General features: G+C 72.6%; 24 protein-coding genes. 14 read left to right on the top strand and 10 right to left on the bottom strand.

Features of this window, described 5'->3' with window-relative positions; all coding sequences use genetic code 11:
- Positions 1-68 precede the first annotated feature (68 nt).
- The gene (locus tag ACW69E_RS03360) at positions 69-2,495 is read right to left on the bottom strand and encodes a transglycosylase domain-containing protein (protein WP_457496647.1); all 2,427 of its coding nucleotides are present in this window, start codon (positions 2,493-2,495) and stop codon (positions 69-71) included.
- Positions 2,496-2,891: 396 nt separating this feature from the next.
- Between ACW69E_RS03360 and ACW69E_RS03365 the strand changes: the two genes are divergently transcribed.
- The gene (locus ACW69E_RS03365) at positions 2,892-3,251 is read left to right on the top strand and encodes a WhiB family transcriptional regulator (RefSeq protein WP_206351083.1); all 360 of its coding nucleotides are present in this window, start codon (positions 2,892-2,894) and stop codon (positions 3,249-3,251) included.
- 117 nt (positions 3,252-3,368) lie between these two features.
- On the opposite strand, the gene ACW69E_RS03370 is transcribed toward ACW69E_RS03365, so the two are convergent.
- Together ACW69E_RS03370 and ACW69E_RS03375 are read right to left on the bottom strand one after the other, a co-directional pair.
- The gene (locus ACW69E_RS03370; protein WP_457496739.1) at positions 3,369-4,712 is read right to left on the bottom strand and encodes an ArsA family ATPase; all 1,344 of its coding nucleotides are present in this window, start codon (positions 4,710-4,712) and stop codon (positions 3,369-3,371) included.
- 59 nt (positions 4,713-4,771) lie between these two features.
- On the bottom strand, positions 4,772-5,761 hold the full coding sequence (locus ACW69E_RS03375) for an ArsA-related P-loop ATPase (protein WP_457496648.1): 990 nt from the start codon (positions 5,759-5,761) through the stop codon (positions 4,772-4,774).
- Between the two features lie 150 nt (positions 5,762-5,911).
- On the opposite strand from ACW69E_RS03375, the gene ACW69E_RS03380 reads away from it, so the two are divergent.
- The 4 genes from ACW69E_RS03380 (at position 5,912) to ACW69E_RS03395 (ending at position 8,468) form a co-directional block, all read left to right on the top strand.
- Positions 5,912-6,070, top strand: a complete 159-nt coding sequence (locus ACW69E_RS03380; RefSeq protein ID WP_010470378.1) for a DUF4177 domain-containing protein — start codon at positions 5,912-5,914, stop codon at positions 6,068-6,070.
- The gene (locus ACW69E_RS03385; RefSeq protein ID WP_457496649.1) at positions 6,067-6,543 is read left to right on the top strand and encodes a RidA family protein; all 477 of its coding nucleotides are present in this window, start codon (positions 6,067-6,069) and stop codon (positions 6,541-6,543) included. The genes ACW69E_RS03380 and ACW69E_RS03385 overlap by 4 nt, the downstream gene beginning before the upstream one ends.
- A gap of 153 nt (positions 6,544-6,696) precedes the next feature.
- Positions 6,697-7,641 carry an NUDIX hydrolase gene (locus ACW69E_RS03390; RefSeq protein WP_457496650.1) on the top strand — a complete coding sequence of 315 codons (945 nt, stop codon included), beginning with the start codon at positions 6,697-6,699 and terminating at the stop codon, positions 7,639-7,641.
- Positions 7,638-8,468 (top strand): MBL fold metallo-hydrolase, encoded by an 831-nt coding sequence (locus ACW69E_RS03395; protein WP_457496651.1) that lies wholly within the window; start codon positions 7,638-7,640, stop codon positions 8,466-8,468. The genes ACW69E_RS03390 and ACW69E_RS03395 overlap by 4 nt, the downstream gene beginning before the upstream one ends.
- Positions 8,469-8,514: 46 nt before the next feature.
- On the opposite strand, the gene ACW69E_RS03400 is transcribed toward ACW69E_RS03395, so the two are convergent.
- Positions 8,515-9,189, bottom strand: a complete 675-nt coding sequence (locus ACW69E_RS03400; protein ID WP_093657459.1) for a Crp/Fnr family transcriptional regulator — start codon at positions 9,187-9,189, stop codon at positions 8,515-8,517.
- A gap of 261 nt (positions 9,190-9,450) precedes the next feature.
- On the opposite strand from ACW69E_RS03400, the gene nth reads away from it, so the two are divergent.
- Genes nth through ACW69E_RS03415 form a run of 3 tightly spaced genes read left to right on the top strand, consistent with a single transcriptional unit; the run spans position 9,451 to position 12,267 of the window.
- A complete protein-coding gene (nth, locus tag ACW69E_RS03405; RefSeq protein WP_457496652.1) occupies positions 9,451-10,299 on the top strand; it encodes an endonuclease III in 849 nt (282 codons plus the stop codon).
- A gap of 11 nt (positions 10,300-10,310) precedes the next feature.
- Positions 10,311-11,054 (top strand): NUDIX hydrolase, encoded by a 744-nt coding sequence (locus ACW69E_RS03410; RefSeq protein WP_457496653.1) that lies wholly within the window; start codon positions 10,311-10,313, stop codon positions 11,052-11,054.
- A gap of 13 nt (positions 11,055-11,067) precedes the next feature.
- The gene (locus ACW69E_RS03415) at positions 11,068-12,267 is read left to right on the top strand and encodes a MarP family serine protease (protein ID WP_457496740.1); all 1,200 of its coding nucleotides are present in this window, start codon (positions 11,068-11,070) and stop codon (positions 12,265-12,267) included.
- A gap of 147 nt (positions 12,268-12,414) precedes the next feature.
- Here the strand turns inward: ACW69E_RS03415 and ACW69E_RS03420 are convergent, their stop codons facing one another.
- The 4 genes from ACW69E_RS03420 to acs all read right to left on the bottom strand — a co-directional run bounded on the left by ACW69E_RS03420 (position 12,415) and on the right by acs (position 16,357).
- Positions 12,415-12,609: a hypothetical protein gene (locus ACW69E_RS03420; protein WP_093657465.1), complete on the bottom strand. Its 195-nt coding sequence runs from the start codon at positions 12,607-12,609 to the stop codon at positions 12,415-12,417.
- An 82-nt stretch (positions 12,610-12,691) separates the two neighbouring features.
- Positions 12,692-13,582: an alpha/beta fold hydrolase gene (locus ACW69E_RS03425; protein ID WP_457496741.1), complete on the bottom strand. Its 891-nt coding sequence runs from the start codon at positions 13,580-13,582 to the stop codon at positions 12,692-12,694.
- 140 nt (positions 13,583-13,722) lie between these two features.
- The gene (locus ACW69E_RS03430; RefSeq protein WP_457496654.1) at positions 13,723-14,205 is read right to left on the bottom strand and encodes a phage holin family protein; all 483 of its coding nucleotides are present in this window, start codon (positions 14,203-14,205) and stop codon (positions 13,723-13,725) included.
- Between the two features lie 187 nt (positions 14,206-14,392).
- Positions 14,393-16,357: an acetate--CoA ligase gene (gene acs, locus ACW69E_RS03435; protein WP_457496655.1), complete on the bottom strand. Its 1,965-nt coding sequence runs from the start codon at positions 16,355-16,357 to the stop codon at positions 14,393-14,395.
- 805 nt (positions 16,358-17,162) lie between these two features.
- On the opposite strand from acs, the gene ACW69E_RS03440 reads away from it, so the two are divergent.
- A complete protein-coding gene (locus tag ACW69E_RS03440; RefSeq protein ID WP_457496656.1) occupies positions 17,163-18,413 on the top strand; it encodes a hypothetical protein in 1,251 nt (416 codons plus the stop codon).
- Positions 18,414-18,531: 118 nt separating this feature from the next.
- On the opposite strand, the gene ACW69E_RS03445 is transcribed toward ACW69E_RS03440, so the two are convergent.
- Positions 18,532-19,533, bottom strand: a complete 1,002-nt coding sequence (locus ACW69E_RS03445) for an ATP-binding protein (protein WP_457496657.1) — start codon at positions 19,531-19,533, stop codon at positions 18,532-18,534.
- A gap of 104 nt (positions 19,534-19,637) precedes the next feature.
- Here ACW69E_RS03445 and ACW69E_RS03450 point away from each other — a divergent pair, with 104 nt between their 5' ends.
- Positions 19,638-20,462, top strand: coding sequence for an oxidoreductase (locus ACW69E_RS03450; RefSeq protein WP_457496658.1), 825 nt, complete (start codon positions 19,638-19,640; stop codon positions 20,460-20,462).
- Between the two features lie 425 nt (positions 20,463-20,887).
- On the opposite strand, the gene ACW69E_RS03455 is transcribed toward ACW69E_RS03450, so the two are convergent.
- Entirely contained in the window at positions 20,888-21,724 is an 837-nt protein-coding gene (locus tag ACW69E_RS03455) for an HAD family hydrolase (RefSeq protein WP_457496659.1), read from the bottom strand.
- A gap of 452 nt (positions 21,725-22,176) precedes the next feature.
- Between ACW69E_RS03455 and ssd the strand changes: the two genes are divergently transcribed.
- The 4 genes from ssd (at position 22,177) to ACW69E_RS03475 (ending at position 26,313) form a co-directional block, all read left to right on the top strand.
- Entirely contained in the window at positions 22,177-23,277 is a 1,101-nt protein-coding gene (gene ssd, locus ACW69E_RS03460; RefSeq protein ID WP_457496660.1) for a septum site-determining protein Ssd, read from the top strand.
- A gap of 50 nt (positions 23,278-23,327) precedes the next feature.
- Positions 23,328-24,515, top strand: coding sequence for a TadA family conjugal transfer-associated ATPase (locus ACW69E_RS03465; protein WP_457496661.1), 1,188 nt, complete (start codon positions 23,328-23,330; stop codon positions 24,513-24,515).
- 80 nt (positions 24,516-24,595) lie between these two features.
- Positions 24,596-25,429: a type II secretion system F family protein gene (locus tag ACW69E_RS03470; protein WP_457496742.1), complete on the top strand. Its 834-nt coding sequence runs from the start codon at positions 24,596-24,598 to the stop codon at positions 25,427-25,429.
- Complete coding sequence (locus ACW69E_RS03475; protein ID WP_457496662.1) at positions 25,426-26,313, top strand: type II secretion system F family protein; 888 nt, start codon at positions 25,426-25,428, stop codon at positions 26,311-26,313. Before ACW69E_RS03470 ends, ACW69E_RS03475 begins: the two co-directional genes overlap by 4 nt.
- The last annotated feature ends 184 nt before the right edge of the window (positions 26,314-26,497 follow it).

The following is a 26,497-nucleotide window of genomic DNA, read 5'->3' on the forward strand; positions in this document are numbered from 1 at the left end:
CGGAGGGGCCCCGGTGCGGGGCCCCTCCGGTGTGTCCGTGTGCTTGTCCTCCGCGCGAGCCGCGCCGGCTACCGCGGGGTCCAGCCGCCGTCCTGGCCGGAGGTCTGCCAGCCCCCGTTGCCGTTGGTGCCGTTGCCGCCGCCGGCATCCCAGCCCCCGGTGGTGGAGGTGGCACCGATGCTGTCGCCGCCGCCCGTCTCACCGCCGGTTTCGCCGCCGGTCACACCGCCCACGGTGGTGCCCACCGTTGTGCCGTCGGTGGTGCCGCCCATGGTGCTGGTGCCTCCGCCCCCGCCGGGGCCCCCGTTGCCGCCTCCGCCGATGAGGCCGGGCGGGAGGGTGACGTCGGGGAACCGGTTGCGGGGGCGCCGGTCGCCGGGCTTGTTGTCGTCCCCGCCGCCCCGGTCCTCCTTGTCGCCGGTGGCGGCCCGCGGCACCTGGACGTCGTTGAAGGACTCGACGGGCTCGCCCTGGAGGGCGCCGGTCATCGCGGTCTTCCAGATGGGGCCGGGCAGACAACCGCCGCAGACCTTGTCGTAGGGGACGCCGCCGATGGTGATGTTGTACATGCCCTTGCGCTCACCGACGTCGTCGCCGACCCAGACGGCGGTGGAGAGGTTGGGGGTGTAGCCGACGAACCACGCGTCCTTGCGGTCGTTGGTGGTACCGGTCTTGCCCGCGTTGTCGCGGTCCGACAGGCCGGCCTTCTCGCCGGTTCCGTCCTCGACCACGCCTTTGAGCATCTTGTTGACGGAGTCCGCGGTGTGCTGGGACATGGCCCGCTCGCACTTGGTCCTGGGCACGGGCAGCTTCTTGCCGTCGGCGTCGGTGACCTTCTCGATGGCGACCGGCGAGCAGTAGGTGCCGCGGTTGGCGAAGGCGGTGTACGCGGCGGCCATGGTCAGCGGGCTGATGTCCTCACCGCCCAGGGTCACGGACGCGTTCGCGCCCAGGGGCTTGTTGTCCCCGCGCTCGATGCCCATCTTCTCGGCCATCGTCAGGGTCTCGCAGAGTCCGGCCTTGCGCTCCAGCTCGGCGAAGTAGGTGTTGATGGACATCCCGAGCGCGCTGGTCATGTCCCAGGTGCCCTTCTCGGACTCCAGCTCGTTCTGGACGGGCCAGTCGTCGTATCCGGAGGGCTTGCCCTCGCAGGTCTTGTAGTCCTCCTTGTCGAAGACCGCCTTCCAGTCGCTCTTGTAGGTGAAGGAGGGACTGATGCCCTTCTCCAGCGCGGCGGCGGCGGTGATCGGCTTGAAGGTGGAGCCGACCTGGAAGCCGTAGGTGCTGCCGCCCATGGCGTTGTCGACCGAGAGGTTGATCAGGGTCTGGTTCTTGTTCTGGTCCAGGCCGTAGGGGCGGCTCTGGGCCATCGAGAGGATCCTGCCGGTGCCGGGCTCGACCTGGACCACGGCGGTGGCCACCGGGTCGTCCTCGTAGACCATGCTGGTGGCGGCCTTCGCCGCGGCCTTCTGCGCCTTGGGCGAGAGCGTGGTGCGGACCGTCAGACCGCCGCGCTTCCAGAGGTCCTTGCGCTCCTCCTCGGTCTTGCCGAAGACCGGGTCGGTCAGGATGATCTTGCGGACGTAGTCGCAGAAGAAGCCCGCCTTGTCGACGGATGTGATGCAACCGCTCCTGGGCTTGCTGACCTTGAGGCCCAGGTCCTTCTTCCTGGCCGCCGCGACGTCCGCCTTGTCGGCCGCACCCGTCTCGGCCATGCGATTGAGCACGATGTTGCGGCGCTTGACCGCCCGGTCGGGGTAGTTGACGGGGTCGTAGTAGGTGGGGGACTGGACGAGCCCGGCCAGGAGCGCCGCCTCGTGGAGCTCCAGGTCGGCGGCGTTCTTGGAGAAGTAGCGCCGGGCCGCGGCCTCGATGCCGTATGCCTGCTGGCCGAAGAACGTGATGTTGAGGTAGTTCTCGAGGATCTGCTCCTTGCTGAGCTCCTCCTCGATCTTGATCGCGTACTTCAGTTCCTGGATCTTGCGGCCGATGGTCTGCTGGGTGGCCTCGGCGACCTTCTCCTGGTCGTCGCCGGCCTGCTCCACGAAGACGTTCTTGACGTACTGCTGGGTGAGGGTGGAGCCGCCCTCGGCGACCCCGCCCTGCTGCGCGTTCCTGTTCAGGGCGCGCAGAACGCTCTTGAGGTCGATCGCACCGTGCTCGTAGAAGCGGGAGTCCTCGATCGCGATGAGCGCCTTCCGCATGGTGGGGCTGATCTTCTTCAGCGGCACCACCGTGCGGTCGCGGTAGTAGTCGGTCGCGATCAGGTTGCCCTCGGAGTCGAGGATCCTGTTCTTCTGGCTGAGCGGGGGGCGCTTGAAGTCCATGGGGATCTCGTCGAAGCTCTCGACGGTGCCCTTGGCGGCCAGCCCGAGGCCGCCGGCCACGGGCAGCGCGATGCCCGCCAGCACCGCTCCCGAGAGCACGCTGACGCCGAGGAACTTGGCGGCCTGTTGGGTCCCGGACAGCCCGCCACCCGAGCGCTTGTTTGGCATGAGGGCAGCCTACGTTCTCAATCGCCGGACAGGTGTGCGTGTGTTCGCCTACGCTGTATCACGTCTGACACGGTCGTTCGGTTCCTTGTCAACTCACGGTTCACTCCATCGAGTGTTGAGATGTGACCGAATTGCAATCCGCTGTCAGGAAACGTCCAGCCTCGACCTCTTGGGATATGCGCCCAATGTCTGTTTTCGGGCGATGGGTCGAAAGTATTCTTCAGTCACTCCGTTGGGTGATCTGCCACGCACGCATAGTCCGTTCGGGCCATTCAAGATTGGGCCCGTCGGGGGTGTTGCGCCCTGGCCACCTTCCGTAACGTCCTGCCCTGGCAGCGGTGAATATGCCGTCTGCCGCCGTGGGGGAGCCTCGATTCGGGAGAGGACGGCGCCGGCATGGGCTGGGTTACCGACTGGAGCGCGCAGGCGGCCTGCCGCACTGCGGATCCGGATGAACTGTTCGTACAAGGGGCGGCGCAGAACCGCGCCAAGGCGGTCTGCACCGGATGTCCGGTGCGTACCGAGTGTCTGGCCGACGCCCTGGACAACCGTGTGGAGTTCGGTGTCTGGGGCGGGATGACCGAGCGGGAGCGGAGAGCGCTGCTGCGCCGCCGCCCGACGGTCACCTCCTGGCGGCGGCTGCTGGAGACCGCGCGCACCGAGTACGAGCGCAGCGCGGGCCTGCTGCCCGTGGAGGTCGAGATGCGCGAGCACGACACGCGGCGGTACAGCGGCGACTACGCCGCCGCGGGCTGAAACCGTTCTCCGGGCCCGTCCGGGCCCCGGCAGGGCCCGGCGGAGGCGGAGGACGCGGGCCTACGTGGGCACGCCGCCGATGCGCGGACCGCCGGGCCGACGGGGCCCGCGGTACGGCTAGGCGGGCTCGACGCCGGGCTGCTCCGCCAGGCGCCCGCCGATCACCCGCAGCCCCTCCAGGTCGTGCACATCGCCGGGCAGCGCGGCGACCTCGGCCACCGGCACCTCCGGGTGCAGCGCGGCGAAGCGGTCGCGCGTGCGCCGCTCGCGTGCCAGGACGTGCATGCGCTCCGCGTGCAGCCTCAGCATGCCCGCGGCCAGCCGCTCGGCCGTCGCGGGGGAGGAGGGGGAGTCCTCGGGGAGGCCGCCGGAGTCGGCACCGCCACTGTCGCCGTCATCGCCACTGTCGCCGTCATCGGCACCGTCACCGTCATCGGCAGCGGTACCGGAGCCGTCGACGGAGCCCGGAACGGGCCGCCCGCCGCCTTCCTTCCCCTCGGGGGGATCGACGATGTCGTCCTCCTCGAGGTTCTCCGCGGCCGCCAGTGCCCGCTCCGCGCTGAGGTGGGCCGCCTCGCTGCCGTGCATCCGGTTCAGCACGAGCCCCGCCAGCGGCATCCGGTCCGCCGCCAGCCGTTCGACGAAGTACGCCGCCTCGCGCAGCGCGTCGCGCTCCGGGGCCGCCACCACCAGGAACGCCGTGCCCGGCGCCTGGAGCAGCCGGTACGTGGCGTCGGCACGGGTGCGGAAGCCGCCGAACATCGTGTCCATCGCCGCCACGAACGTCTGCATGTCGCGCAGCAGCCCCGTGCCCAGCAGCTTGTTGAGCAGTCCGGTGAACACCGACAGCCCGGACACCCCCAGGTTCACGAACTTCAGCCCCGCCCGGCCGCCGGCCTTCGCCGGGGCCGTCAGCAGCCTGATGAACCGCCCGTCCAGGAACGACCCCAGGCGCTTGGGCGCGTCCAGGAAGTCCAGCGCGGAACGGCTCGGCGGGGTGTCCACGATGATCAGGTCCCACTCGTCGCCCGCGCGGAGCTGGCCGAGCTTCTCCATGGCCATGTACTCCTGCGTCCCAGCGAAACCGGCCGACAACGACTGGTAGAAGGGGTTCTCCAGGATCGCGCGGGCCCGCTCGGGATCGGTGTGGGCCTCGACGATCTCGTCGAAGGTCCGCTTCATGTCGAGCATCATCGCGTGCAGTTCGCCGCCCGGCGCGCCGTCGACGCCCTCGACCCGGCGCGGGGTGTTGTCCAGCTCGGTCAGGCCCATCGACTGGGCCAGCCGGCGGGCCGGGTCGATGGTGAGGACGACGACCTTCCGGCCGCGCTCGGCCGCGCGTACGCCCAGGGCCGCGGCCGTCGTCGTCTTGCCCACGCCGCCCGCGCCGCAGCAGACCACGATCCGGGTGCCGGGGTCGTCGATCAGCGCGTCGACGTCCAGCACCGGAAGCGTGCCCAGCCCGGGTGCCTGTCCGTGCGTCTGCGTCTGTGCCGCACCCGTTTCGGCCGTCCGTGCCGTCACCTGGCCACCCCCTGTTCACGCAGCTGTTCGCGCAGCTCGCCGGCGAGCAGGTAGACGCCGGGCAGGTCGGCGCCCTCGGCCAGCAGCTCCAGTTCGTACGCGGGCAGCTCCAGCCCGGCTATCTCCGACCGCAACTCGCCCTCCAGCGCCAGCCGCTCGGCGTGCTCGTGGGCCTGGCGCAGCAGCGGGCCGATCAGCTGCTCGGCCTTGCCTCCGCGCCGCGCGCCGCCCAGGCCCGCCCGGGACAGCGCCTTGGCGATCTCGGTGCGGGACTCCTCCGCGGCCCGCACCGCCGGCCGGTCCAGTACCGCCGGCCGCGTCATGTTGACGAACACGCCGCCGACCGGAAGCCCGGTGGCGCGCAGTTCGGCGACTCCGTCCACGGTCTCCTGGACGGGCATCTCCTCCAGCAGGGTCACCAGGTGCACGGCGGTCTCGGAGGACTTGAGCACCCGCATCACGGCCTGGGCCTGGTTGTGGATCGGGCCGACCCGGGCCAGCCCGGCCACCTGGTCGTTGACGCCGAGGAAGCGGGTTATCCGGCCGGTGGGTGGCGCGTCCATGACCACCGCGTCGTAGACGAAGCCGCCGCCGCGGGTGCGGCGGCGCACCGCCTCGCAGACCTTGCCGGTGAGCAGGACGTCGCGCACGCCGGGCGCGATGGTGGTGGCGAAGTCGATCGCGCCGAGCCGCTTCAGGGCGCGCCCCGCGCCGCCGAGCTTGTAGAACATCTGCAGGTAGTCCAGCAGAGCCTTCTCCGCGTCGACGGCCAGCGCGTACACCTCGCCGCCGCCCGGCCCGACGGCGATCTTCCGCTCCTCGTACGGCAGCGCCTCGGTCTCGAAGAGCTGGGCGATGCCCTGCCGCCCCTCGACCTCCACCAGGAGCGTGCGTTTGCCCTCCTCGGCGAGGGCGAGCGCGAGTGCGGCGGCGACCGTCGTCTTTCCGGTCCCGCCCTTGCCGGTCACCACATGCAGCCTGCTCACCCTTCGGAGCCTAACCACCGGACGGGGGGAGTACGCGTGCGGATGGGCCATGGAGGTGCGCCCGGGCTCCGGCGGGGGCGGACCGGGACGGCGGGGGACACCGGGGGAGGGCGCGGGGCGGGCCGCGGGGCACGGGCTAAGGTCGGCCCCATGACGAAATGGGAATACGCGACCGTACCGCTGCTCGTGCACGCCACCAAGCAGATCCTGGACACCTGGGGGGAGGACGGCTGGGAGCTGGTCCAGGTGGTGCCCGGCCCGAACAACCCGGAGCAGCTCGTGGCGTACCTGAAGCGGGAGAAGCGGTGAGCGAGGCGCGCGGCTCGGTCGAGTCCAGGCTCGCGGAGCTCGGGCTGACCCTGCCGGAGGTGGTGGCGCCGCTGGCGTCGTACGTCCCGGCGGTGCTCTCCGGCTCCTACGTGTACACCGCCGGCCAGCTGCCGATGGTCGACGGCGCGCTGCCGGTGACCGGCAAGGTCGGCGCCGAGGTGACGCCGGAGGAGGCCAGGGACCTGGCCCGGATCTGCGCGCTGAACGCCCTGGCGGCCGTGAAGTCGGTCGCCGGCGACCTGGACCGGATCGCCCGGGTCGTCAAGGTGGTCGGCTTCGTCGCCTCCGCCCCGGACTTCACCGGTCAGCCCGGTGTGGTCAACGGCGCCAGCGAGCTGCTGGGCGAGGTGCTGGGCGACAAGGGCGTGCACGCGCGCAGCGCGGTGGGCGTCGCGGTACTGCCGGTCGACGCGCCGGTCGAGGTCGAGATCCAGGTCGAGCTGGCGCGCTGAGCCGCCGGGCGGCAGGCCCGCACCGGCCCGCCCGGTGCGGGCCGGTGCGAACGGGCACGGGCCGCAGTCGGCAGCGGGCCGCGGTGTTCATGGTGTTCGCGGTGCTCGAGGCCCGCACTCGAACATCGCGGCCCGCGGCCGTACGATCCGGCCATGCCGTCAACGCCGCCGTCATCCGCGTCTCCCGCCCGGCCGCCCGAGCCCCCGCGCGACGGGCAGTGGTACCCGCCCGAGTGGCCCGAGCGCATCCGCGCCCTGGCCGAGGGGCGGCTCACGCCCGTGCCCCCGCGCCGGGCGGCGACCGTGATGCTGCTGCGGGACGCCGAGGGCGGTCCGGCCGTCCACATGCTGCGTCGGCGCGCCTCCATGGCCTTCGCCGCGGGCGCGTACGCCTATCCCGGCGGTGGTGTGGACCCCCGCGACGAGGGCGCGGTCGCCTGGGCGGGCCCGGCGCGCGAGGAGTGGGCGCGGCGGCTCGGGGTGGAGGAGGCGGTCGCGCAGGCCGTCGTGTGCGCCGCCGTGCGCGAGACCTTCGAGGAGGCGGGCGTCCTGCTGGCCGGCCCGGATCCGGACACGGTCGTCGCCGACACCACCGGCGAGGACTGGGAGGCGGACCGCGCCGCCCTGGTGGCCCGCGAGCTGTCCTTCGCCGACTTCATCGCCCGCCGCGAGCTTGTCCTGCGCAGCGACCTGCTGGGCGCCTGGGCGCGCTGGATCACCCCGGAGTTCGAGGCGCGGCGCTACGACACCTGGTTCTTCGTCGCCGCCCTGCCGAAGGGGCAGCGCACCCGCGACGTCTCCGGCGAGGCCGACCGCACGGTGTGGATCCGCCCGGCGGACGCGGCCGCCGCCTACGACCGGGGCGAGCTGACGATGATGCCCCCGACGATCGCCACCCTGCGGCAGCTCCTGCCGTACGCCGGCGCAGCCGCGGCGCTGGAGGCCTCCGGGGAACGGGACCTGACGCCCGTACTGGCCCGGGCGAGCCTGGAGGACGACGGATCCGGCGGGCAGCGGGTGGTGCTGAGCTGGCCGGGGCACGAGGAGTTCACCAAGCACGTGCCGGCGGCCCGGCGGACGGCGGGGGGTGCGCCGTGACCGACGCCTCCGCCCTGCCCGGGCAGCCGCGCGGCGGCGCCATCGACGGCACGGGAACCGCCCGCGCGGTGTGCGTGCTCGCGCCGAACCCCTCGCCGATGACGCTGGACGGCACCAACACCTGGGTCGTCGCCGAGCCGGACTCGCCGCTGGCGGTCGTCGTCGACCCCGGCCCGCTGGACGAGGGACACCTGCGCCAGGTGATCGACACCGTCGAGCGGTCGGGCCGGCGGGTGGGGCTGACGCTGCTCACCCACGGCCACTGGGACCACGCCGAGGGGGCCGCCCGCTTCGCCGAGCTGACGGGGACGGCCGTACGCGCCCTCGACCCGGCACTGCGGCTGGGGGAGGAGGGCCTGGCGGCCGGGGACGTGGTGACCACGGGCGGCCTGGAGCTGAGGGTGGTGCCCACGCCCGGGCACACCTCGGACTCGCTCAGCTTCCATCTGCCCGCCGACGGCGCGGTGCTGACCGGCGACACCGTCCTGGGGCGCGGCACGACGATGGTGGCCCACCCCGACGGACGGCTGGGCGAGTACCTGGACTCCCTGCGGCGGCTGCGCTCGCTGACCGTGGACGACGGCGTGCACACGGTGCTGCCGGGGCACGGGCCGGTGCTGGACGACGCGCAGGGGGCCGTCGAGTACTACCTGGCGCACCGGGCGAGCCGTCTGGCACAGGTGGAGACGGCCGTGGAGGCGGGCCACCGGACGCCGCGGGAAGTCGTGGCGCACGTCTACGCGGACGTGGACCGCTCGCTGTGGCCCGCCGCCGAGCTGTCGGTGCGGGCGCAGCTGGAGTACCTGGAGGAGCACGGCCTGGTGTGACGGGCCGTGCCTCCGGGGTGTTCTTCCGAAGGGGAGGGGCCGGGGCTCAGCGCGAGCGCTTCGCCAGCCGCTCCACGTCCAGCAGGATGACCGCGCGGGCCTCCAGCCGCAGCCAACCGCGGCTGGCGAAGTCGGCCAGTGCCTTGTTGACGGTCTCGCGGGACGCTCCGACGAGCTGGGCCAGCTCCTCCTGGGTGAGGTCGTGCACCACGTGGATGCCCTCCTCGGACTGCACGCCGAAGCGGCGCGACAGGTCCAGCAGCGCCTTGGCCACACGCCCGGGCACATCGGAGAAGACCAGGTCGGACATCGAGTCGTTGGTGCGGCGCAGTCGCCGGGCGACGGCGCGCAGCAGCGCGGTGGCGACCTCGGGGCGGGCGTTCAGCCAGGGCTGGAGGTCGCCGTGGCCCAGGCCGAAGAGCTTGACCTCGGTCAGCGCCGTGGCCGTGGCCGTACGGGGGCCCGGGTCGAACAGGGACAGCTCGCCGATCAGCTCACCGGGGCCGAGCACGGCCAGCATGTTCTCCCGGCCGTCCGGGGAGGTGCGGTGGAGCTTGACCTTGCCCTCGATCACGACGTAGAGCCGGTCCCCGGGGTCGCCCTCGTGGAACAGGGCCTCACCCCGCGCGAGCGTCGTCTCCGTCATGGAGGCACGCAGCTCGGCAGCCTGCTCGTCGTCAAGCGCCGCGAAGAGCGGGGCGCGCCGCAGAACGTCGTCCACGAGTTCTCTCCTTGTCCACGTGCCCACGGGTCTGTCGCCCCCATGATGCCGGACGGTGAAACAGTGCGATCAGTCACAAGTTTGACGCACCCGGCGTCCGGCGCGTGCGCCAGGGGTCCGATTGGGCCCCGGATCGGCGGTGAGCGGGGCGGATGTCGGCACTCCCCCGTACGCTGGCCGGGTGTCCAACACGCCGGTTAGACCGGACGGAAAGGGGGCGTACGGGTGACGGTGTCCCGCGACCCATCCCAGGATTCCGCCGTGGGCGAACAGGTGTCCGCCGAACGGGTAGCGCAGGCGAAGCCGCCGGGAACGGCCGGGGGAGGGAAGAGGAAGGCGGGGAGCAAGCCGGAGACGCGGCTGGCCATGGTCCGCCGTGCCCGGCGCATCAACCGCGAGCTGGCCGAGGTGTACTACTACGCCCATCCCGAACTGGACTTCGACAACCCCTTCCAGCTGCTGGTCGCCACCGTCCTCTCCGCCCAGACCACCGATCTGCGGGTCAACCAGACCACCCCCGCCCTCTTCGCCGCCTACCCCACGCCCGAGGAGATGGCCGCGGCCGACCCCGAACGGCTGGAGGAGCTGATCCGGCCCACCGGCTTCTTCCGCAACAAGGCCAAGTCGCTGCTGGGGCTCTCCGCGGCGCTGCGCGACCGTTTCGGCGGCGAGGTGCCGGACAGTCTTGAGGACATGGTCTCCCTGCCCGGCGTCGGCCGTAAGACGGCACACGTGGTGCTGGGGAACGCCTTCGGCAGGCCGGGTCTGACGGTGGACACCCACTTCGGGCGGCTGGTGCGCCGCTGGCGGCTGACGGAGCAGACCGACCCGGAGAAGGTCGAGGCCGAGATCGCCGGGATCATCCCCAGGAGCGAGTGGACGATGTTCTCGCACCGGGTCGTCTTCCACGGCCGCCGTATCTGCCACTCCCGCAAGCCAGCCTGCGGCGCCTGCCCGATCACGCATCTGTGCCCCTCGTACGGTGAGGGCGAGACGGACCCGGAGAAGGCGAAGAAGCTGCTGAAGTACGAGATGGGGGGCCTGCCCGGCCAGCGGCTCAAGCCCCCCGCGGACTACCCCGGGCAGCCGGCGCCGCCGCCGGGCGCCTGAGCGGAGCGCGGATGAGAGAGGCACAGGAGAAGCACCGCGGTTTCGTCGCCGGTCCGGCCGCCGGTCCGGTGGCCGTCACCGACCGGGGGCTGCCGGACTGGCTGCGCCCGGTGGCCGACGTGGCGTCGACGGTGCGGGCACGGCAGCTCAGCCGCTTCCTGCCGCCCAGCGACGGGGGCGGACGGCAGTCCGCGGTCCTGGTGCTCTTCGGGGAGGGCGGCGGGAGCGCCGGCGGTGGAGCGGGGGCCGGGCCGGAGCTGCTGCTGATGGAGCGGTCCTCCAGCCTCCGCTCGCACGCCGGGCAGCCGTCCTTCCCCGGCGGCGCCCTCGACCCGGAGGACGGCGATCCCGAGGGTGACGGGCCGCTGCGCGCCGCGCTGCGGGAGGCGGAGGAGGAGACCGGGCTCGACCCGTCCGGGGTGCAGGTCTTCGGGCGGCTGCCGCGCGTCTACATCCCGGTGAGCGGATTCGTCGTCACGCCCGTACTGGGGTGGTGGAGGGAGCCGAGCCCGGTGGCGCCGGTGGACCCGGCCGAGACGGCCCGGGTCTTCACCGTGCCCGTGGCCGATCTCGCCGATCCGGCGAACCGCGCCACGGCCAGGCACCCCAGCGGCTACCGCGGTCCGTGCTTCCTCGTCAGCGACGCGCTGGTGTGGGGCTTCACCGCCGGGATCATCGACCGGATCCTGCACTTCGCCGGATGGGAGCGGCCGTGGGACACCGACCGCAGCGTCCCCCTCGACTGGCACGCATGAGACGGTGGGCGACGTGAACGTGCTGGACGTACTGCTGCTGCTCTCCGCCGTCTGGTTCGCGGTCGTGGGCTACCGCCAGGGTTTCGTGGTCGGTGTGCTGTCGGTCGCCGGTTTCCTCGGGGGCGGGCTCGCCGCGGTCCATCTGCTGCCGCTCCTCTGGAACGAGTTCACCGACGGCGCGTCGCCGGGGACGGCGGGCGCGATCGCGGCGGTGGCGGTGGTGATCGTGTGCGCCTCGGTCGGCCAGGCGTTCACCACCCATCTGGGCAACCGGCTGCGCCGGCACATCACCTGGTCGCCGGCCCGGGCGCTGGACGCCTCCGGCGGCGCCCTGGTGAACGTCGTGGCCATGCTGCTGGTCGCCTGGCTGATCGGCTCGCTGCTGGCCTCCACGGCAGTGCCCGTCGTCGCCCGGGAAGTACGCGGCTCCGCGGTGCTGCACGGGGTCTCCCGGGCGCTGCCGGAAAGCGCCGACACCTGGTTCACCGACTTCACCTCGGTGCTCGCGCGCAACGGCTTCCCGCAGGTCTTCTCGCCGTTCGCCAACGAGCCGATCACCTCGGTGGAACCGCCGGACCCGGCCCTGGCCGACAGCCCGGCCGTGGCCCGCGCCAAGCGGTCCATCGTCAAGGTTCTGGGTACCGCGCAGAGCTGCGGCAAGGTGCTGGAGGGCACCGGCTTCGTCTTCGACCGCGGCCGGGTGATGACCAACGCGCACGTGGTCGGCGGCGTCGACGAGCCGACCGTGCAGGTCGGCGGCGAGGGCAGGCTGTACGACGCCACGGTCGTCCTCTACGACTGGGAGCGCGACATCGCCGTACTCGACGTGCCGTCACTCCAGGCGCCGGCGCTGCGGTTCGTGGAGGACGACGCGGAGACCGGCGACGACGCGATCGTCGCGGGCTTCCCGGAGAACGGCGGGTTCGACGTCCGCTCCGCGCGGGTACGCGGCCGTATCCAGGCGACCGGCCCGGACATCTACCACCGGGGCACGGTACGCCGCGACGTCTACTCCCTGCACGCCATGGTCCGGCAGGGCAACTCCGGCGGCCCGCTGCTGACACCCGACGGCAGGGTCTACGGCGTCATCTTCGCCAAGTCCCTGGAGGACGAGAGCACCGGCTACGCGCTCACCAACGACGAGATCCGCCAGGACATCCTGCAGGGACGGGCGTCCCGGGGGCCGGTGGACAGCCAGGGGTGCGCGATGTGAGGACCGGTGTCCGGCCCCCCGGTTCCGCCGTCCGGCCCCCGGGTTCCGCCGTCCGCCACGGCTTCGGCGGCCGGACGGCGGCAGGGGACCGGAGTAGAACCGGCCGGAGAGGGACCGGTCGGCGTGGCGGATGTGCGGTGGGCGGCGTCAGCCGCGCGTATGGCGCAGCCGCGCACCCACCCAGCGGGCACGGCGGCGCAGGATGTGAGGGATGCCGAGCTGGGGATCGCGGAGATCGCCGAGATCGCGGTGGTCCCGCGCGGAGCGCGGGGGCGAGCCCTGCGCGCTGCTCTGTTCCCGGATGTCGCGTGACACGTCACGGTAGTCGTGCGTCCAACCCATACTCCGGACTCTGCCCGGGCCTCAAGGTCGGTAACCGCCCAATGGTCCGTCAATTGGCCTATGCGGGCGTCACGTGCTCTTATCATCGGTCCGGTTCGGGGTCCTTCAGCCAGTCGACGAGTTCGCTCGTGAACGCCTTCGGATCCTCCTCGTGAGGGAAGTGGCCCAGCCCGTCGAACAGCCGCCAGCGGTACGGGGCCTCCACGTACTCGCCCGAGCCCGCCGCGCTGCGGGTGCGCATCACCGGGTCGAGCGAGCCGTGCAGGTGGAGGGTGGGGACACGGACCGGCCGCTTCATACGGCGGTTGAACTGGAACCCGTCCAGGCGTGCCAGCGAGCGGACCATCCACCGGTACGGCTCGATCGAGCAGTGCGCGGTGGAGGGTACGCACATCGCCCGCCGGTAGACCTCGGCCGTCTCGTCCTCCGGCAGCCGGGGCCCGGACCACTCCCGCAGCAGGCGGCCGACCAGCGCTCCGTCGTCCGCCACCAGACGCCGCTCGGGAACCCAGGGACTCTGGAAGCCCCAGATGTACGCCCCGGCCGCCGTCTGCCGCAGGTCGCCCAGCATGGCCGCGCGCCAGCGGCGCGGGTGCGGCATCGACGCCACGGCCAGGCGCCGGACCAGTTTCGGGCGCATCACCGCCGCCGTCCACGCCAGGTAACCGCCCAGGTCATGGCCGACGAGGGCGGCGTCGGGCTCGCCCAGGGAGCGGATCACGCCGGTGACGTCGAGCGCGAGGTTGGCCGGGTCGTAGCCGCGGGGGGTGCGGTCGCTGCCGCCCACGCCCCTCAGGTCCATCGCGACCGCGCGGTAGCCCGCCTCGGCGAGGGCGGGCAACTGGTGCCGCCAGGCCCACCAGAACTGCGGAAAGCCGTGCAGCAGCATCACCAGCGGGCCCTCGCCCATCTCGGCGATGTGGAAGCGCGCACCGTTGGCGGCGACGTCCCGGTGTGTCCAGGGGCCGTCCATCCGGATGACGGAGGAGGGGGTGCCGGAGTGGTTCGCGCCCGCCGTGCCCGCTGCGCCTGTCCTGTCTGCCGTGTCGCTCATCTCCGCCGTGTCCGCCGTGTCCGCCGTGCCCGTGTCACCCGTGCCGTCCATGCTGTCCGTCATGTGGAAGAGCGTGTCACGTGCTCGACGGCCATGGGCTCCGCCTCGACGGACTTGGGCTCCCTCCGCGCGCCCGGAACGGCTCGGGGGTGAGGCTTGACGCCCGACAGTACGGCCGCCGACCGCCTGGCCGAGGCGATCGAGCGCTCGGGCGGCTTGATCTTGGACAGCTTGGCCTTGGCCAGCAGCAGGAGTACGAGCGCGAGCAGCAGGTACACGCCTCCCACGACGGTGAACGACCAGGCGAGACCGAGCCCCAGGTTGTGGATGCCGTAGGCCGCGGCGAAGCTGAAGACCGGCAGTGAGAAGAGCGCGAGGACGCCCGCGGCGACGGCCGCGCCGCTGCCGATCGCGCCGCGCTTGACGTCCTGCCGCAGCTCTGCCTTGGCCAGCGCGATCTCCTCGTGGACCAGTGCGGACAGTTCGGTCGTCGCCGAGGCGACCAGCTGACCGATGCTGCGGCCGTCGTCGGCTGGGCTCATCTCATACTTCCTCTCGTCGTGACGGTCGATGGCTCTGAGCCAGGGTCTGCATCATGCCGGACCGCGGTGCCCGCCGCCGCACACGGTGTCGGCGAGCCGCCCGTGCGCGGGCCGCCACAGCGGACAGGGGCGCCCGGTCACCGCGTGTGCGGTGCCGGGCGCCCCTGGTGGAGGGTCCGGTGCCGGATCAGTCCTCGCTGGAGGCGGCGCCCGGCAGCTTGGACTGGATGAGGGTCATCACCGTGGAGTCGGTCAGGGTGGTGACGTCCCCCAGGTCCCGGTTCTCGGCGACGTCGCGCAGCAGCCGGCGCATGATCTTGCCCGAGCGGGTCTTGGGCAGCTCGTCGACCGGCAGGATGCGCTTGGGCTTGGCGATCGGGCCGAGGTGCTTGGCCACGTGGGCGCGCAGCTCCTCCACCAGTCCCTCGTCCTCGGCGGCGCTGCCGCGCAGGATGACGAAGGCGCAGATGGCCTGGGTGGTCTGGGGGTCGGTGGCGCCGACGACCGCCGCCTCGGCGACCTTCGGGTGCGAGACGAGGGCGGACTCGACCTCGGTGGTGGAGATGTTGTGGCCGGAGACCAGCATCACGTCGTCCACCCGGCCCAGCAGCCAGATGTCGCCGTCCTCGTCCTTCTTGGCACCGTCGCCCGCGAAGTAGCGGTCCTGGAAGCGGGACCAGTAGGTGTCCAGGTACCGCTGGTCGTCGCCCCAGATCGTCCGGAGCATCGACGGCCACGGCTCGGTCAGGACGAGGTAGCCGCCGGAGCCGTCGGGCACCTCGTTGGCCTCGTCGTCCACGACCGTGGCTGCGATGCCGGGCAGCGGCACCTGCGCCGAGCCGGGCTTGGCCTCGGTGACGCCGGGCAGCGGGCTGACCATGATGGCGCCGGTCTCGGTCTGCCACCAGGTGTCCACCACCGGGGTGCGGTCGCCGCCGATGTTGTGGCGGTACCAGACCCAGGCCTCGGGGTTGATCGGCTCACCGACCGAGCCCAGCACCCGCAGCGAGGACAGGTCGAACTTCGCCGGGATGTCGTCGCCCCACTTCATGCAGGTGCGGATGGCGGTCGGGGCGGTGTAGAGGATCGTGACCTTGTACTTCTCGACGATCTCCCACCAGCGGCCCTTGTGCGGGGTGTCGGGGGTGCCCTCGTAGATCACCTGGGTGGCGCCGTTGGCCAGCGGACCGTAGACGATGTACGAGTGGCCGGTGACCCAGCCGACGTCGGCGGTGCACCAGTAGACGTCCGTCTCGGGCTTGAGGTCGAAGACGGCGTGGTGGGTGTAGGCCGTCTGGGTGAGGTAGCCGCCGGAGGTGTGGAGGATGCCCTTGGGCTTGCCCGTGGTGCCGGAGGTGTAGAGGATGAACAGCGGGTGCTCGGCCTCGAAGGCCTGCGGGGTGTGCTGCTCGGACTGGCGGTCCACCAGCTCGTGCCACCACACGTCCCGGCCCTCGGTCCAGGCCGTCTCCTCGCCGGTGCGGCGGACGACCAGGACGTTGCGCACGTTCTCGGTGCCCGGCCGGGCCAGGGCCTCGTCGACGGCGGGCTTGAGGGCGCTGGGCTTGCCGCGCCGGTAGCCGCCGTCGGCGGTGATGACGACGCGGGCGTCGGCGTCCTGGATGCGGGTGGCCAGGGCGTCGGAGGAGAAGCCGCCGAAGACCAGGGAGTGGGGGGCGCCGATGCGGGCGCAGGCCAGCATCGCCACGACCGTCTCGGGGATCATGGGCATGTAGATCGCGACCCGGTCGCCGGTCCGCACACCCAGCTCGATCAGGGCGTTGGCGGCCTTGGAGACCTCGCGCTGGAGGTCGGCGTAGGTGATCGCGCGGGTGTCGCCCGGCTCGCCCTCGAAGTGGATGGCGACCCGGTCGCCCAGACCTGCCTCGACATGGCGGTCGACGCAGTTGTGGGCCACGTTGAGCCGGCCGTCCTTGAACCACTTGGCGAAGGGCGGGTTGGACCAGTCCAGGGTCTCGGTCGGCTCGGTCTCCCAGCTCAGTCGGCGGGCCTGCTCGGCCCAGAAGCCCAGCCGGTCCGCTTTCGCCCGTTCGTACGCCTCCGCGGTGACGTTGGCGTTCGCTGCCAGCTCGGCGGGCGGCGCGAACCTCCGTTCCTCCTTGAGCAGGTTGGCCAGGCTTTCGTTGCTCACGACATCTCCCTTTCCCAGGGTGTCTGGTGTGTCCCGCGTCATAGCAGACCAGCCCTTGTCGCCCCCTGACAAGGGTTGTCCGTCAAGTGGTGTAGACCTCTTGCGCTCAGGGGTCGACGCCTGTCGGTGAGCGGTCGGTGAGCGGTCGAACGGCTTGCTTCCGCGATCTTCGCCCCGCTGCCGACCGCCGTTTTCCCGTCGAGCGCGGATCCGCCGGGACGACCGCCGCGCCGGGCCGCACGGGGAGTGAAGGCCGGTGTCCCACCTCCGCCCCCGTTGTCCGGATCATCCAGTGCGTACGCCTGCGCCTCGCCGATGTGGAAGTACATTCCATGCGGCTCCGGCGAACCCTCGGACGGTCGCCCGGCCGCACACGGATGGGCCCGCCGAATGCCCGGGCTGCCGCACCGCGCCGGCCGGGCGGAGCGCCTCCGGCGCTTCGGCCCTGCGGGGCTCCGTCTCCCGGGGGGCGCGGGCCCGGTGGGGCCGGCGTCGGTGGGACGTTCGGAGGGATTCCCGGGGGCGGGGTGGTGCAGGCGTACACAATCGCCTCCAGTAAGAGATCGCGTCACTCTCGGTAAGTACATGAATACACAAAGTTTCGATAAAGGAATCGTAATGTCGCTCGAGGGGTCAGGGGAGGGGGCGAAGCAATCGGGCTCACTGTTCACACCCGGGGGTGAATAAGTCATAGGAACCGCTCCCCTCGCTTGCGCCTCTCACCGTGCGTGTGAGGTTGGTCGCAGGCCGGACGCATCGGCCGGAAGAGCACGGAAGCGACGACGGAGGCGATGAGGTGGAGAACATGGGAGTCGCGCGGAGGCTGACCAGAGGCGCTGCGGGAGCGGCCGTACTGATCGTGCTGGCGGTCGGTTGCTCGAGCTCGTCCCCGGGCGTGTCGAAGGACGAGGGCCGTGCGAACAAGGACGGTCGGAAGGCGAAGCCCGCGGGCAGGGCCACGCTCATAGGCGACGGCTCCACCGCCTACATAGGCGCTCAGCCGAACCAGCCCGAGTTCGGGCGCCTGAAGCCCGGCGACAAGCCCCCGCAGTTCGTCGTCTTCTCCTGGGACGGCGCGGGAGAGGACAGCAAGAAGCTCTTCTCGCGCTTCCGCGAGGTGGGAAGGAAGTACGACGCGCACATGACGTACTTCCTCAGCGGCGTGTACGTACTGCCCGAGGACGAGGCCCACCGCTACGAGCCCCCCGGCCGCGGCCGCGGCGCCTCGGACATCGGCTACCTCAAGGACGAGAACATACGGGCCACACTGGAGCAGCTCCGCGGCGCCTGGCTCGAGGGGAACGAGATAGGCACCCACTTCAACGGCCACTTCTGCGGGGCGAACGGCGTCGGCAGCTGGACGCCCGAGCAGTGGAAGAGCGAGATCGAACAGGCCAAGTGGTTCGTGAAGAACTGGAAGACCACGACCGGCTGGAAGGACCTGGAGCCCCTCCCCTTCGACTACGACCGGGAACTGGTCGGCGGCCGCACCCCCTGTCTGGAGGGCCGCGAGAACCTGCTCCCCGCCGCGAAGGAGATGGGTTTCCGCTACGACTCCTCCGGCAACGGCACCCAGGTCTGGCCCGGCAAGGAGGGCGGCCTGTGGGACCTGCCGCTCCAGCAGGTGCCGATGCCCGGGCGCTCCTTCGAGACGCTCGCGATGGACTACAACTTCCTGGCCAACCAGTCGGGTACGGTCAACGGCGATCCGGCGCAGCGTGAGGCCTGGGGGCGCCAGATGCGCGACGGCCTGCTGGAGGGCTTCGACCGCGCGTACGACGGCAACCGCGCGCCGCTGATCATCGGCAACCACTTCGAGGGCTGGAACGGCGGCGTCTACATGAAGGCCGTCGAGGACGTCATCAAGAAGGTGTGCCCCATGGCCGACGTGCACTGCGTCTCCTTCAGGCAGCTCGTCGACTGGCTCGACGCCCAGGATCCGCGGATTCTGGAGAGGCTCCGCACGCTCGGGGTGGGGCAGGCGCCCGAGGGCGGCTGGAAGAAGTTCCTGACCGCCCCCTCGACGGCGGCCCCCTCCCGGCCCTCCGGCGCGTAGGCCCGGCCCCCGGTTCCGGTATCCCCGTACGCGCGGTGCGGCCGGCGCGCCCGAGGCACCGGGCGGGCCGGCCGCGCGACGCGCCGGCCGGGGCCGGGGAGGCGGGACGGGAGCCGGTTCAGGCGGTCCGGGAGGCGGGGGCCGGCTCCTCGCGGAGTACGAAGGCGGGATCGACCTGGGCCGCCAGGTCGGCTCCCGTCCTCGCGTTGCCCCAGCTCTCGGCGTTCTTCAGGTGGAAGTGCACCATCTGCCGGGTGTAGCGCTCCCAGTCGCGCAGCCCGTACGAGGCGTCCGCCGTCTCCTGCATCATGCGCAGCGCCTTGTGATTCGCGTCCTCCAGCTCGGAGAAGGGCCGAACGCGGCCCTTCTCCATCGCGCGCACCCAGTCGGAGTGCCCGACGGTCACCAGCAGGTCGTCCCCGGCCTCCGCGTGCAGGAAGTCCAGGTCGTCCTGACCCTGCACCTTGTTGCCCACCACGCGCAGCTGGACGTCGTAGTCCCGGGCGTACTCCTTGTACTGCCGGTAGACCGCCATGCCCTTGCGGGTCGGCTCGGCCACCAGGAACGTCATGTCGAAGCGTGTGAACATCCCGGAGGCGAAGGAGTCCGAGCCCGCCGTCATGTCGACGACCACGAACTCCCCGCGCCCGTCGACCAGGTGGTTCAGGCACAGCTCGACGGCGCCGACCTTGGAGTGGTAGCAGGCCACGCCCAGATCCGCCTCGGTGAAGGGACCGGTGGCCAGCAGCCGTACGTCGCCGCCTTCGGGGACGCCGCCGGGCCGGACGCGGCGGGCGCAGGCGTCGTACACGGGGTTGTCCTCGGTGATCCGCAGCAGCCGGGACCCCTCACCGGGCGGAGTCGTCTTGATCATCGTCCCGGCCGAGGCGATCCGGGGGTTGGTGCCGCGCAGGTACTCCTTGATCAGCGGCAGGTGGGCGCCCATCGCGGGCAGGGCGGCCGCCTCCTCCTCGTCCAGGCCCAGCGCGACGCCCAGATGCTGGTTGATGTCGGCGTCCACGGCGACGACGGGGAGGTGCTGGGCGGCGAGGTGACGGACGAACAGCGAGGACAGCGTCGTCTTGCCGCTGCCGCCCTTTCCTACGAAAGCGATTTTCATGGTCGGAAGCGTAGTGGGACACCCGCGGTGCGGAGGGGGGCCGCGTGAAGAAGACCACTCGATCGTGGGGCGTTCACGCCGTCGGGGGTGCGTAGGGTCTAGGCATGTCTACGACTGCTGATCCCCTCGCCGCGCTGGGCTCGCTGCCCGGCGTGGCCGACTCCGTCGAATCGGTGCGCAAGGCCGTGGACCGGGTGTACGGGCACCGGGTGATGCGGCGGCGCAGCAGTGAGGTCACCGCCGAGGCGGTGTTGCGGGGCGCCCGCGCCTCGGCGGCGCTCGACGGCGCCGACTGGCCGCTGGAGGAGGTGCGCCGCCGCAGCGACTTCGGGGCGGACGCCGAGGCGCGCACGGTCGGTGCGGCCCTGCGGGCGACCGCGGAGGCGGGCCAACTGCTGGACGTGTGGCGGCAGTCGCCCCTGCGGGTGCTGGCCAGGCTCCATCTGGTGGCGGCGGGCGGCGGGGCGGAGGACGACCGGGTGGGCCGGCCGCGGCTGGCGGGCGAGCCGGTGGAGGAGGCGCCTGCGTCCGGGCCGGCGCTGCCGGACGCCGCCGAGGTATCGGCCAGGCTGGACGCCCTGGCGCAGCTCGTCGTCGCGGGCACCTCCGCGCCCGCACTGGTGGTGGCGGCGGTGGTGCACGGCGAGCTGATGGCCCTGCGGCCCTTCGGTACGCACAACGGCCTGGTCGCCCGGGCGGCGGAGCGGATCGTGCTGATCGGCGGCGGTCTGGACCCGAAGTCCGTCTGCCCCGCGGAGGTCGGTCACGCCGAGCAGGGCGCCGGTTCCTATGCCGAGGCGCTGAGGGGATACGTCTCCGGCACCCCGGAGGGAGTGGCGGGATGGATCGGTCACTGCGGCAGGGCGGTGGAGCTGGGCGCGCGGGAGAGCACCGCGGTCTGTGAGGCCCTTCAGCGCGGGGCGGCCTGACGCCGGGGGGCCCGGCGGGTCCGCGGGGGCGCCGCCGAAGGTCCCCGCACAGTGATGCGGCGGCACCGGCGCGAGGTCGGTGTCGCCGCTGGCACGTCCGCCGGGGTACCAGGCGTGCACGGTATCGCCGTCATCAGGGGGGACTTCGCCCGACCCTGGTGCGGCCGGCCCTATCGCGGGTCTGCTGCGCGTGGGTTCCCGGCTTTCATGCTCGGTCCGTGGGGCCTTCGTCCGCGCCGACCCTCCCTTTCGGGTGGGATCGGCCAGGTCTCGCGGGCCGTTGACTCCTTTGTACCCCACTCGGGGACGAAGTGGAACCTCTCACCGCAGAGCTTTGCTTTACCCCTCAAATGCCCCGTAGGTGCACAGGAGTCGCCGTAGAGGCGCATAAGAGGGCCATGGGCCGCACCGGAGGGCGGCGGTGCTCACGCCGTGTGAAGACGGGCGCGCCGCCGGCCGGCGTACCAGACCAGGCCGGCGGTGGCCGCCGCCGCGCCCACCGCCACCGCGGCGGCCAGCGCGGGGCGCTGCGGCATGGTGAGGGAGGGCGCCCGCTGCTTGAGGCGCACCGGGCGCTGGAAGGCCAGGATCGGCCAGTCCCGGGACACCGCCTCGCGGCGCAGCGCCCGGTCGGGGTTGACGGCGTGCGGGTGGCCCACCGCCTCCAGCATGGGGATGTCGGTGGCCGAGTCGCTGTAGGCGTAGCAGCGCGAGAGGTCGTACCCCTCGGACTCCGCCAGCTCGCGCACGGCCTCCGCCTTGGTCGGGCCGTACGCGTAGTACTCGATCTCGCCGGTGAAGCAGCCGTCCTCGACGACCATGCGTGTCGCCACGACGCGGTCCGCGCCTATGAGCTCGCCGATCGGCTCGACCACCTCCGCGCCGGAGGTGCTCACGATCACGACGTCGCGTCCGGCGAGGTGGTGCTCCTCGATGAGGGAGGCGGCCTCGTCGTAGATGATCGGGTCGATGAGCTCGTGGATGGTCTCGGCGATGATCTCCCTGACCTGCTGGACGTTCCAGCCGCGGCACATCGCGGACAGGTAGGCGCGCATCCGCTCCATCTGGTCGTGGTCGGCGCCCCCGGCGAGGAACACGAACTGCGTGTACGCGGTGCGTAGCGCGGCGCGCCGGTTGATCAGCCCGCCATGGTAGAAGGACTTGCCGAAGGTGAGCGTGCTCGACTTCGCGATGACCGTCTTGTCCAGGTCGAAGAAGGCAGCGGTGCGCGGCAGCGAGTGGTTTTCCACGAGGTTGAGCATATGCGCCCACCATTCGGCGTAAGGTAGGGCGCGTGGGTTTGCCTGAGAAGGCTCTCGGGTACACCATGGAAGTCACGGATCGTTCGCGACCGTGCTACCCCGGTCCGGCTCCTCCCCCCCCGAGTCGGCCGTGGAGACGACCCCCGCTCTCCCCCCCGGCGGGGGTCGTCGCATGTCCGGACGCGTTTTCGCGCTGCCGGCCCCCTCTCTCTCCCCTCCCGCGGTCCGCGGTGGCGCCGACTCCCCCTTCTGTGGTCGGTCACTCTCCGTATTCGTCAGTCTGCTCATGCGGAGTCGCTCGTTTGGGTGAGCGAGTTATTCACAACTGCCGAGTTGTCCACGTATTTAGACCAAGATCATCGAGTTTTTCCGTTCCCCGGCACGGTGATTGAGCGCGCAGTTCGCGGATCCGCCGCGAACTGGAGAGCGAGAATCCGGAAGGGGAACGGGACGTGACCGGAAGCATCCTGATCGTCACCGAGGACGAGAAGTTGCTGGACGATCTGCTGCGTCTGTGCGCGGCGGCCGGGGCCGAGGCGGAGGTGGAGCACGGGGCGCCGCCGGGCCCGGGGCGGTGGGAGAGCGCCCCGCTGGTGCTGGTCGGTGACGACCGGGCCGATGCGCTGTACCGGTCGGCGCGTGCGCCCGCGCGCCGACCGGGAGTGCTGCTCATCGGCCGGGATCTGGACGACCCCGGTGTCTGGCGGCGCGGCGTGGGGATCGGAGCGGAGCATGTGGTGCTCCTGCCCGACGGCGAGTCGTGGCTCACCGGCCGGATCGCCGATGCGGCCGAGGGAGTGGGGCGGCAGGCGCTGACCGTCGGGGTGATGGGCGGCCGTGGCGGTGCCGGGGCGTCCACCCTGGCCTGTGCGCTGGCCCTCACGGCCGCGCGTGCCGGGCACCGCACCATGCTCGTCGACGGCGATCCGCTCGGCGGTGGTCTCGACATCCTCCTCGGAGGGGAACGGGCGGAGGGCCTGCGCTGGCCCGCGTTCGCCGACTCGCGCGGCCGGGTCGGCGGTGCGGCTCTGGAGGAGTCCCTGCCCAGGCTGCACGGTCTGCGGCTGCTCAGCTGGGACAGGGGGGAGAGCGCGGCCGTCCCGCCGGAGGCGGTGCGCGCGGTCCTGGGGGCGGCCAGACGGCGCGGCGGGGTGGTCGTGGTCGACCTGCCGCGGCGGCTGGACGAGACGGTCGCCGAGGTGCTGGCGCAACTCGACCTCGGCCTGCTGGTCGTACCCGCCGAGCTGCGGGCCGTCGCGGCGACGCAGCGGGTCGCCTCCCGGGCCGGCCTGGTGCTGCGGGACCTGCGGGCGGTGGTGCGAGGCCCCTTCGGGCCGGGGCTGGACGGCGAGGAGATCGCCCGGTTGCTGGGGCTGAGCCTCGCCGGCGAAATGCCCTCCGAGACAGGACTGCCGGCCGCGGTGGACGCGGGGCGGCCGCCCGGAGCGGACACGCGAGGTCCGCTGGCCCGGTTCTGTGCGGAGTTCTGGGCCCGCGCCCTGCCGGAGGGCGGGGCCCGGCCCGCCGGCGGCCGGGGGAGCGTGACCGCGTGAGCGCGCGTACGGAGGCTCTGAGAGGGACGCGCGGGGAAGCGGACGCACACGTGAGGGCGGATGTCCACGGCGGGGCGCCGGCTCCGCGGACGCTGGTGGACGCGGTGCGTCTGCGGCTGGCGGAATCCGGCGCGGAACCCACGCCCGCCCGGGTCGCGGCGGCGCTGCGGGCCCAGGGGCGGCTGCTCGGGGACAGCGCGGTGCTGGGCGTGGTGGAGGCGCTGCGGTCGGAGATGGTCGGTGCCGGTCCGCTGGAGCCGCTGCTGGCCGAGCCGGAGGTCACGGACGTCCTGGTGACCGCTCCGGACGAGGTCTGGGTGGACCGCGGCGGCGGAGTGGAGCGGGCCGCCGTCCGTTTTCCCGACGCGGCGGCGGTGCGCAGACTCGCCCAGCGGCTGGCCACCTCGGCGGGACGGCGGCTGGACGACGCACACCCCTGGGTGGACGCCCGGCTCCCGGACGGCACCCGGCTGCACGCGGTGCTGCCCCCGGTGGCGGTCGGCTGCACATGCCTGTCCCTGCGGGTGGTCCGCCCGCGGGCCTTCGCCCTGCCGGAGCTGGTGGCGGCCGGCACGGTGCCCCCGGGCGGGGAGGCGCTGCTGGGGGCGATCCTTGACGCCAGGCTGTCGTTCCTGGTCAGCGGTGGGACGGGGTCGGGGAAGACGACCTTGCTGTCGAGCCTGCTGGGACTGGTGGGGCCCAGGGAACGGATCGTCCTGGCCGAGGACTCGGCCGAGCTGCGCCCCGACCATCCGCATGTGGTGCGGCTGGAGACGCGTCCGGCCAACCAGGAGGGCGTAGGCCGTGTCACCCTGCGGGATCTGGTGCGGCAGGCGCTGCGCATGCGGCCGGACCGGCTCGTCGTCGGCGAGGTGCGCGGCGCGGAGGTGACGGATCTGCTGGCCGCGCTCAACACAGGCCACGAGGGGGGCTGTGGGACGGTCCACGCCAACGCGGCGGCCGACGTACCGGCCAGGCTGGAGGCGCTGGGCACCACGGCGGGGCTCGACCGGACGGCGCTGCACAGCCAGCTCGCTGCGGCATTGTCCGTGGTGGTCCATCTGGTGCGGGATCGCCGGGGCCGGAGGCGGATCGCCGAGATCCATGTGCTGGAGCAGGACCGGTACGGCCTGGTGGTGACGGTGCCCGCCGCCGTCCGGGGGCCGGACGGCTTCGTGCGGGAGCGGGGCTGGTCGCGGCTGGAGCGGCTGTGCGCACGGGGCGGTGGTGCGCTGTGACGGCGGCCGGGGCGCAGGCGGCGCAGCCCGAGGTGGTGTACGCGGGTTCGGTGTGCGCGGCGCTGGTGTGCGCCGGAGCGATGAGCGGGCTCCTTGGCCGCTCCGGTGAGGGAGTGCGTAGGGCGCGGCTGCTGTGCTCCGACGGCGCCGAGCCGGTGCCTCGGTGGGGCGGCCCGGGAGCCGGTGCCGTGGAGGCCGCCGTCCGGGCGGCGTGCGGACTCGGGGCCCGGGTGGGTCCCGCGGGGTGGTGTCCGGTGGGCGGTGCCCTGCTGGCTCTGCTGGGGGAGTCGGTGCTGCCGCTGCTGGCCGGTGCTGTGGCGGCGCCGCTGCTCGCCCGTCGGTTGCGCGTACGGGAACGGCGCCGCGCGGGGGCGGCGAGGGAGGCCGCCGTCATCGCCCTGTGCTCGGCGGTCGCGGGTGAGCTGCGGGCGGGCCGCACGCCCGAGCGGGCTCTGCTGGTGACCGGCATGCCCGGCTTCGGGGACACCGGGGCGGTGGTGCTGGCGGCCGCCCGTTTCGGAGGGGACGTGCCGGGGGCGCTTCGGCGGGCGGCCCGGCAGGAGGGGGCGGAAGGGCTCGGTGGGATGGCCGCCTGCTGGCAGGTGGCGGTGGACGGGGGCGCGGGCCTCGCGGACGGGCTGGAGCGGGTGGCCGGTTCACTGCGGGCGGAGCGCGACCGGCGTGAGGAGTTGCGCGCCCAGCTGGCGGGTCCGCGGTCCACGGCGCTCGTCCTGGCCCTGCTGCCGCTCTTCGGGCTGCTGCTGGGCGGTGCGATGGGGGCGAGACCGCTGCACGTGCTGCTTCACAGTCCGGCCGGGTGGGCCTGTCTGGCCGGCGCCGGGCTGCTGGAGTGGGCCGGGCTGGCGTGGGTCTCCCGGATCGTCCGGAGCGCGGAGGAGAGCGGACGGAGATGAGCGGTGGTTTTGTCCACAGCGTGTGGACAACGTGCGCGGAGTTCTCCCCGTCGCTTCCGTCGCCGCCGCTGTCCGCGCTGTCCCTGTCGGCCGTCGCGCTGTGCCTGGTCGGCGGGGTGCCGGCGGCGGGCCGGGCACGGCGCCTGCGCCGCAGGCCGGTGGAGCTGCTGGGGGCCCGCGCCGGAGTGGGGGCCGGTGCTGCAGCCGGGGTTCGGAAGGCGCTGCGTGTGACCGGCGTGTGGCGCTCCTCGGCCCGGGAGGCGGCCGCGATGGCCGGGGCCGTCGCCCTGCTGGTCGCCCTGTTCGGAGGTCTGGTCGGTTGTCTGCTGGGGGTGGCGGCGGCGTACGGAGTGCGGCGTCTGCTGCGCGACAGAAGGGCGCGAGGGGGTGCCGCGAAGAGAGCATATGCGAGCAAAAAGGGCAGAGGGGAGGCTGTGGGTGCCGAGTCGGCGGTGACCGGACAACTGCCGATCACCGCGGAACTGCTGGCCGCCTGTCTGGCGGCCGGGTCGGGACCGTGTGAGGCGGCCGGTGCGGTGGGGGGATCGGTGGGCGGCCCCCTCGGTGAGGGGCTGGTGCGGGCCTCGGCCGAACTGAGGCTCGGTGGAGACCCGGTGGCCGTCTGGACGCGGCTGGGCGAACTGCCGGGAGCGGCGGAACTGGCCCGGTGCCTGGAGCGGGCGGCGACGACCGGCGTGCCCGCGGTGGAACCGGTGGGCCGTCTGGCCGCCGAGTGCCGGGCACAGCGGGCCCGGGCGGCCACCGAACGGGCACGGCGGGCCGCGGTCCTGGTCACCGGGCCGCTGGGGCTGTGCTTTCTGCCCGCCTTCCTGCTGGCGGGTGTGGTTCCGGTGGTCATCGGTCTGGCGCGGTCGCTGCTGTGAACCGCGCGGTACGGGCCGCGCCCGTGGCGGACGCGGACGACGGGACGGACGGCGAGACGGAAGAGACGGGTCATGTGGGGACGATCGACGGAAGGACGAGCGGTGCGGGCACGAGCGGTACGGGCACAGGCGGTACGGGCACAGGCGTTTCGGGGAAGGAGCGGGCAGACGCGGATGGCGGCGT

Source organism: Streptomyces sp. SS8 (assembly GCF_054072955.1).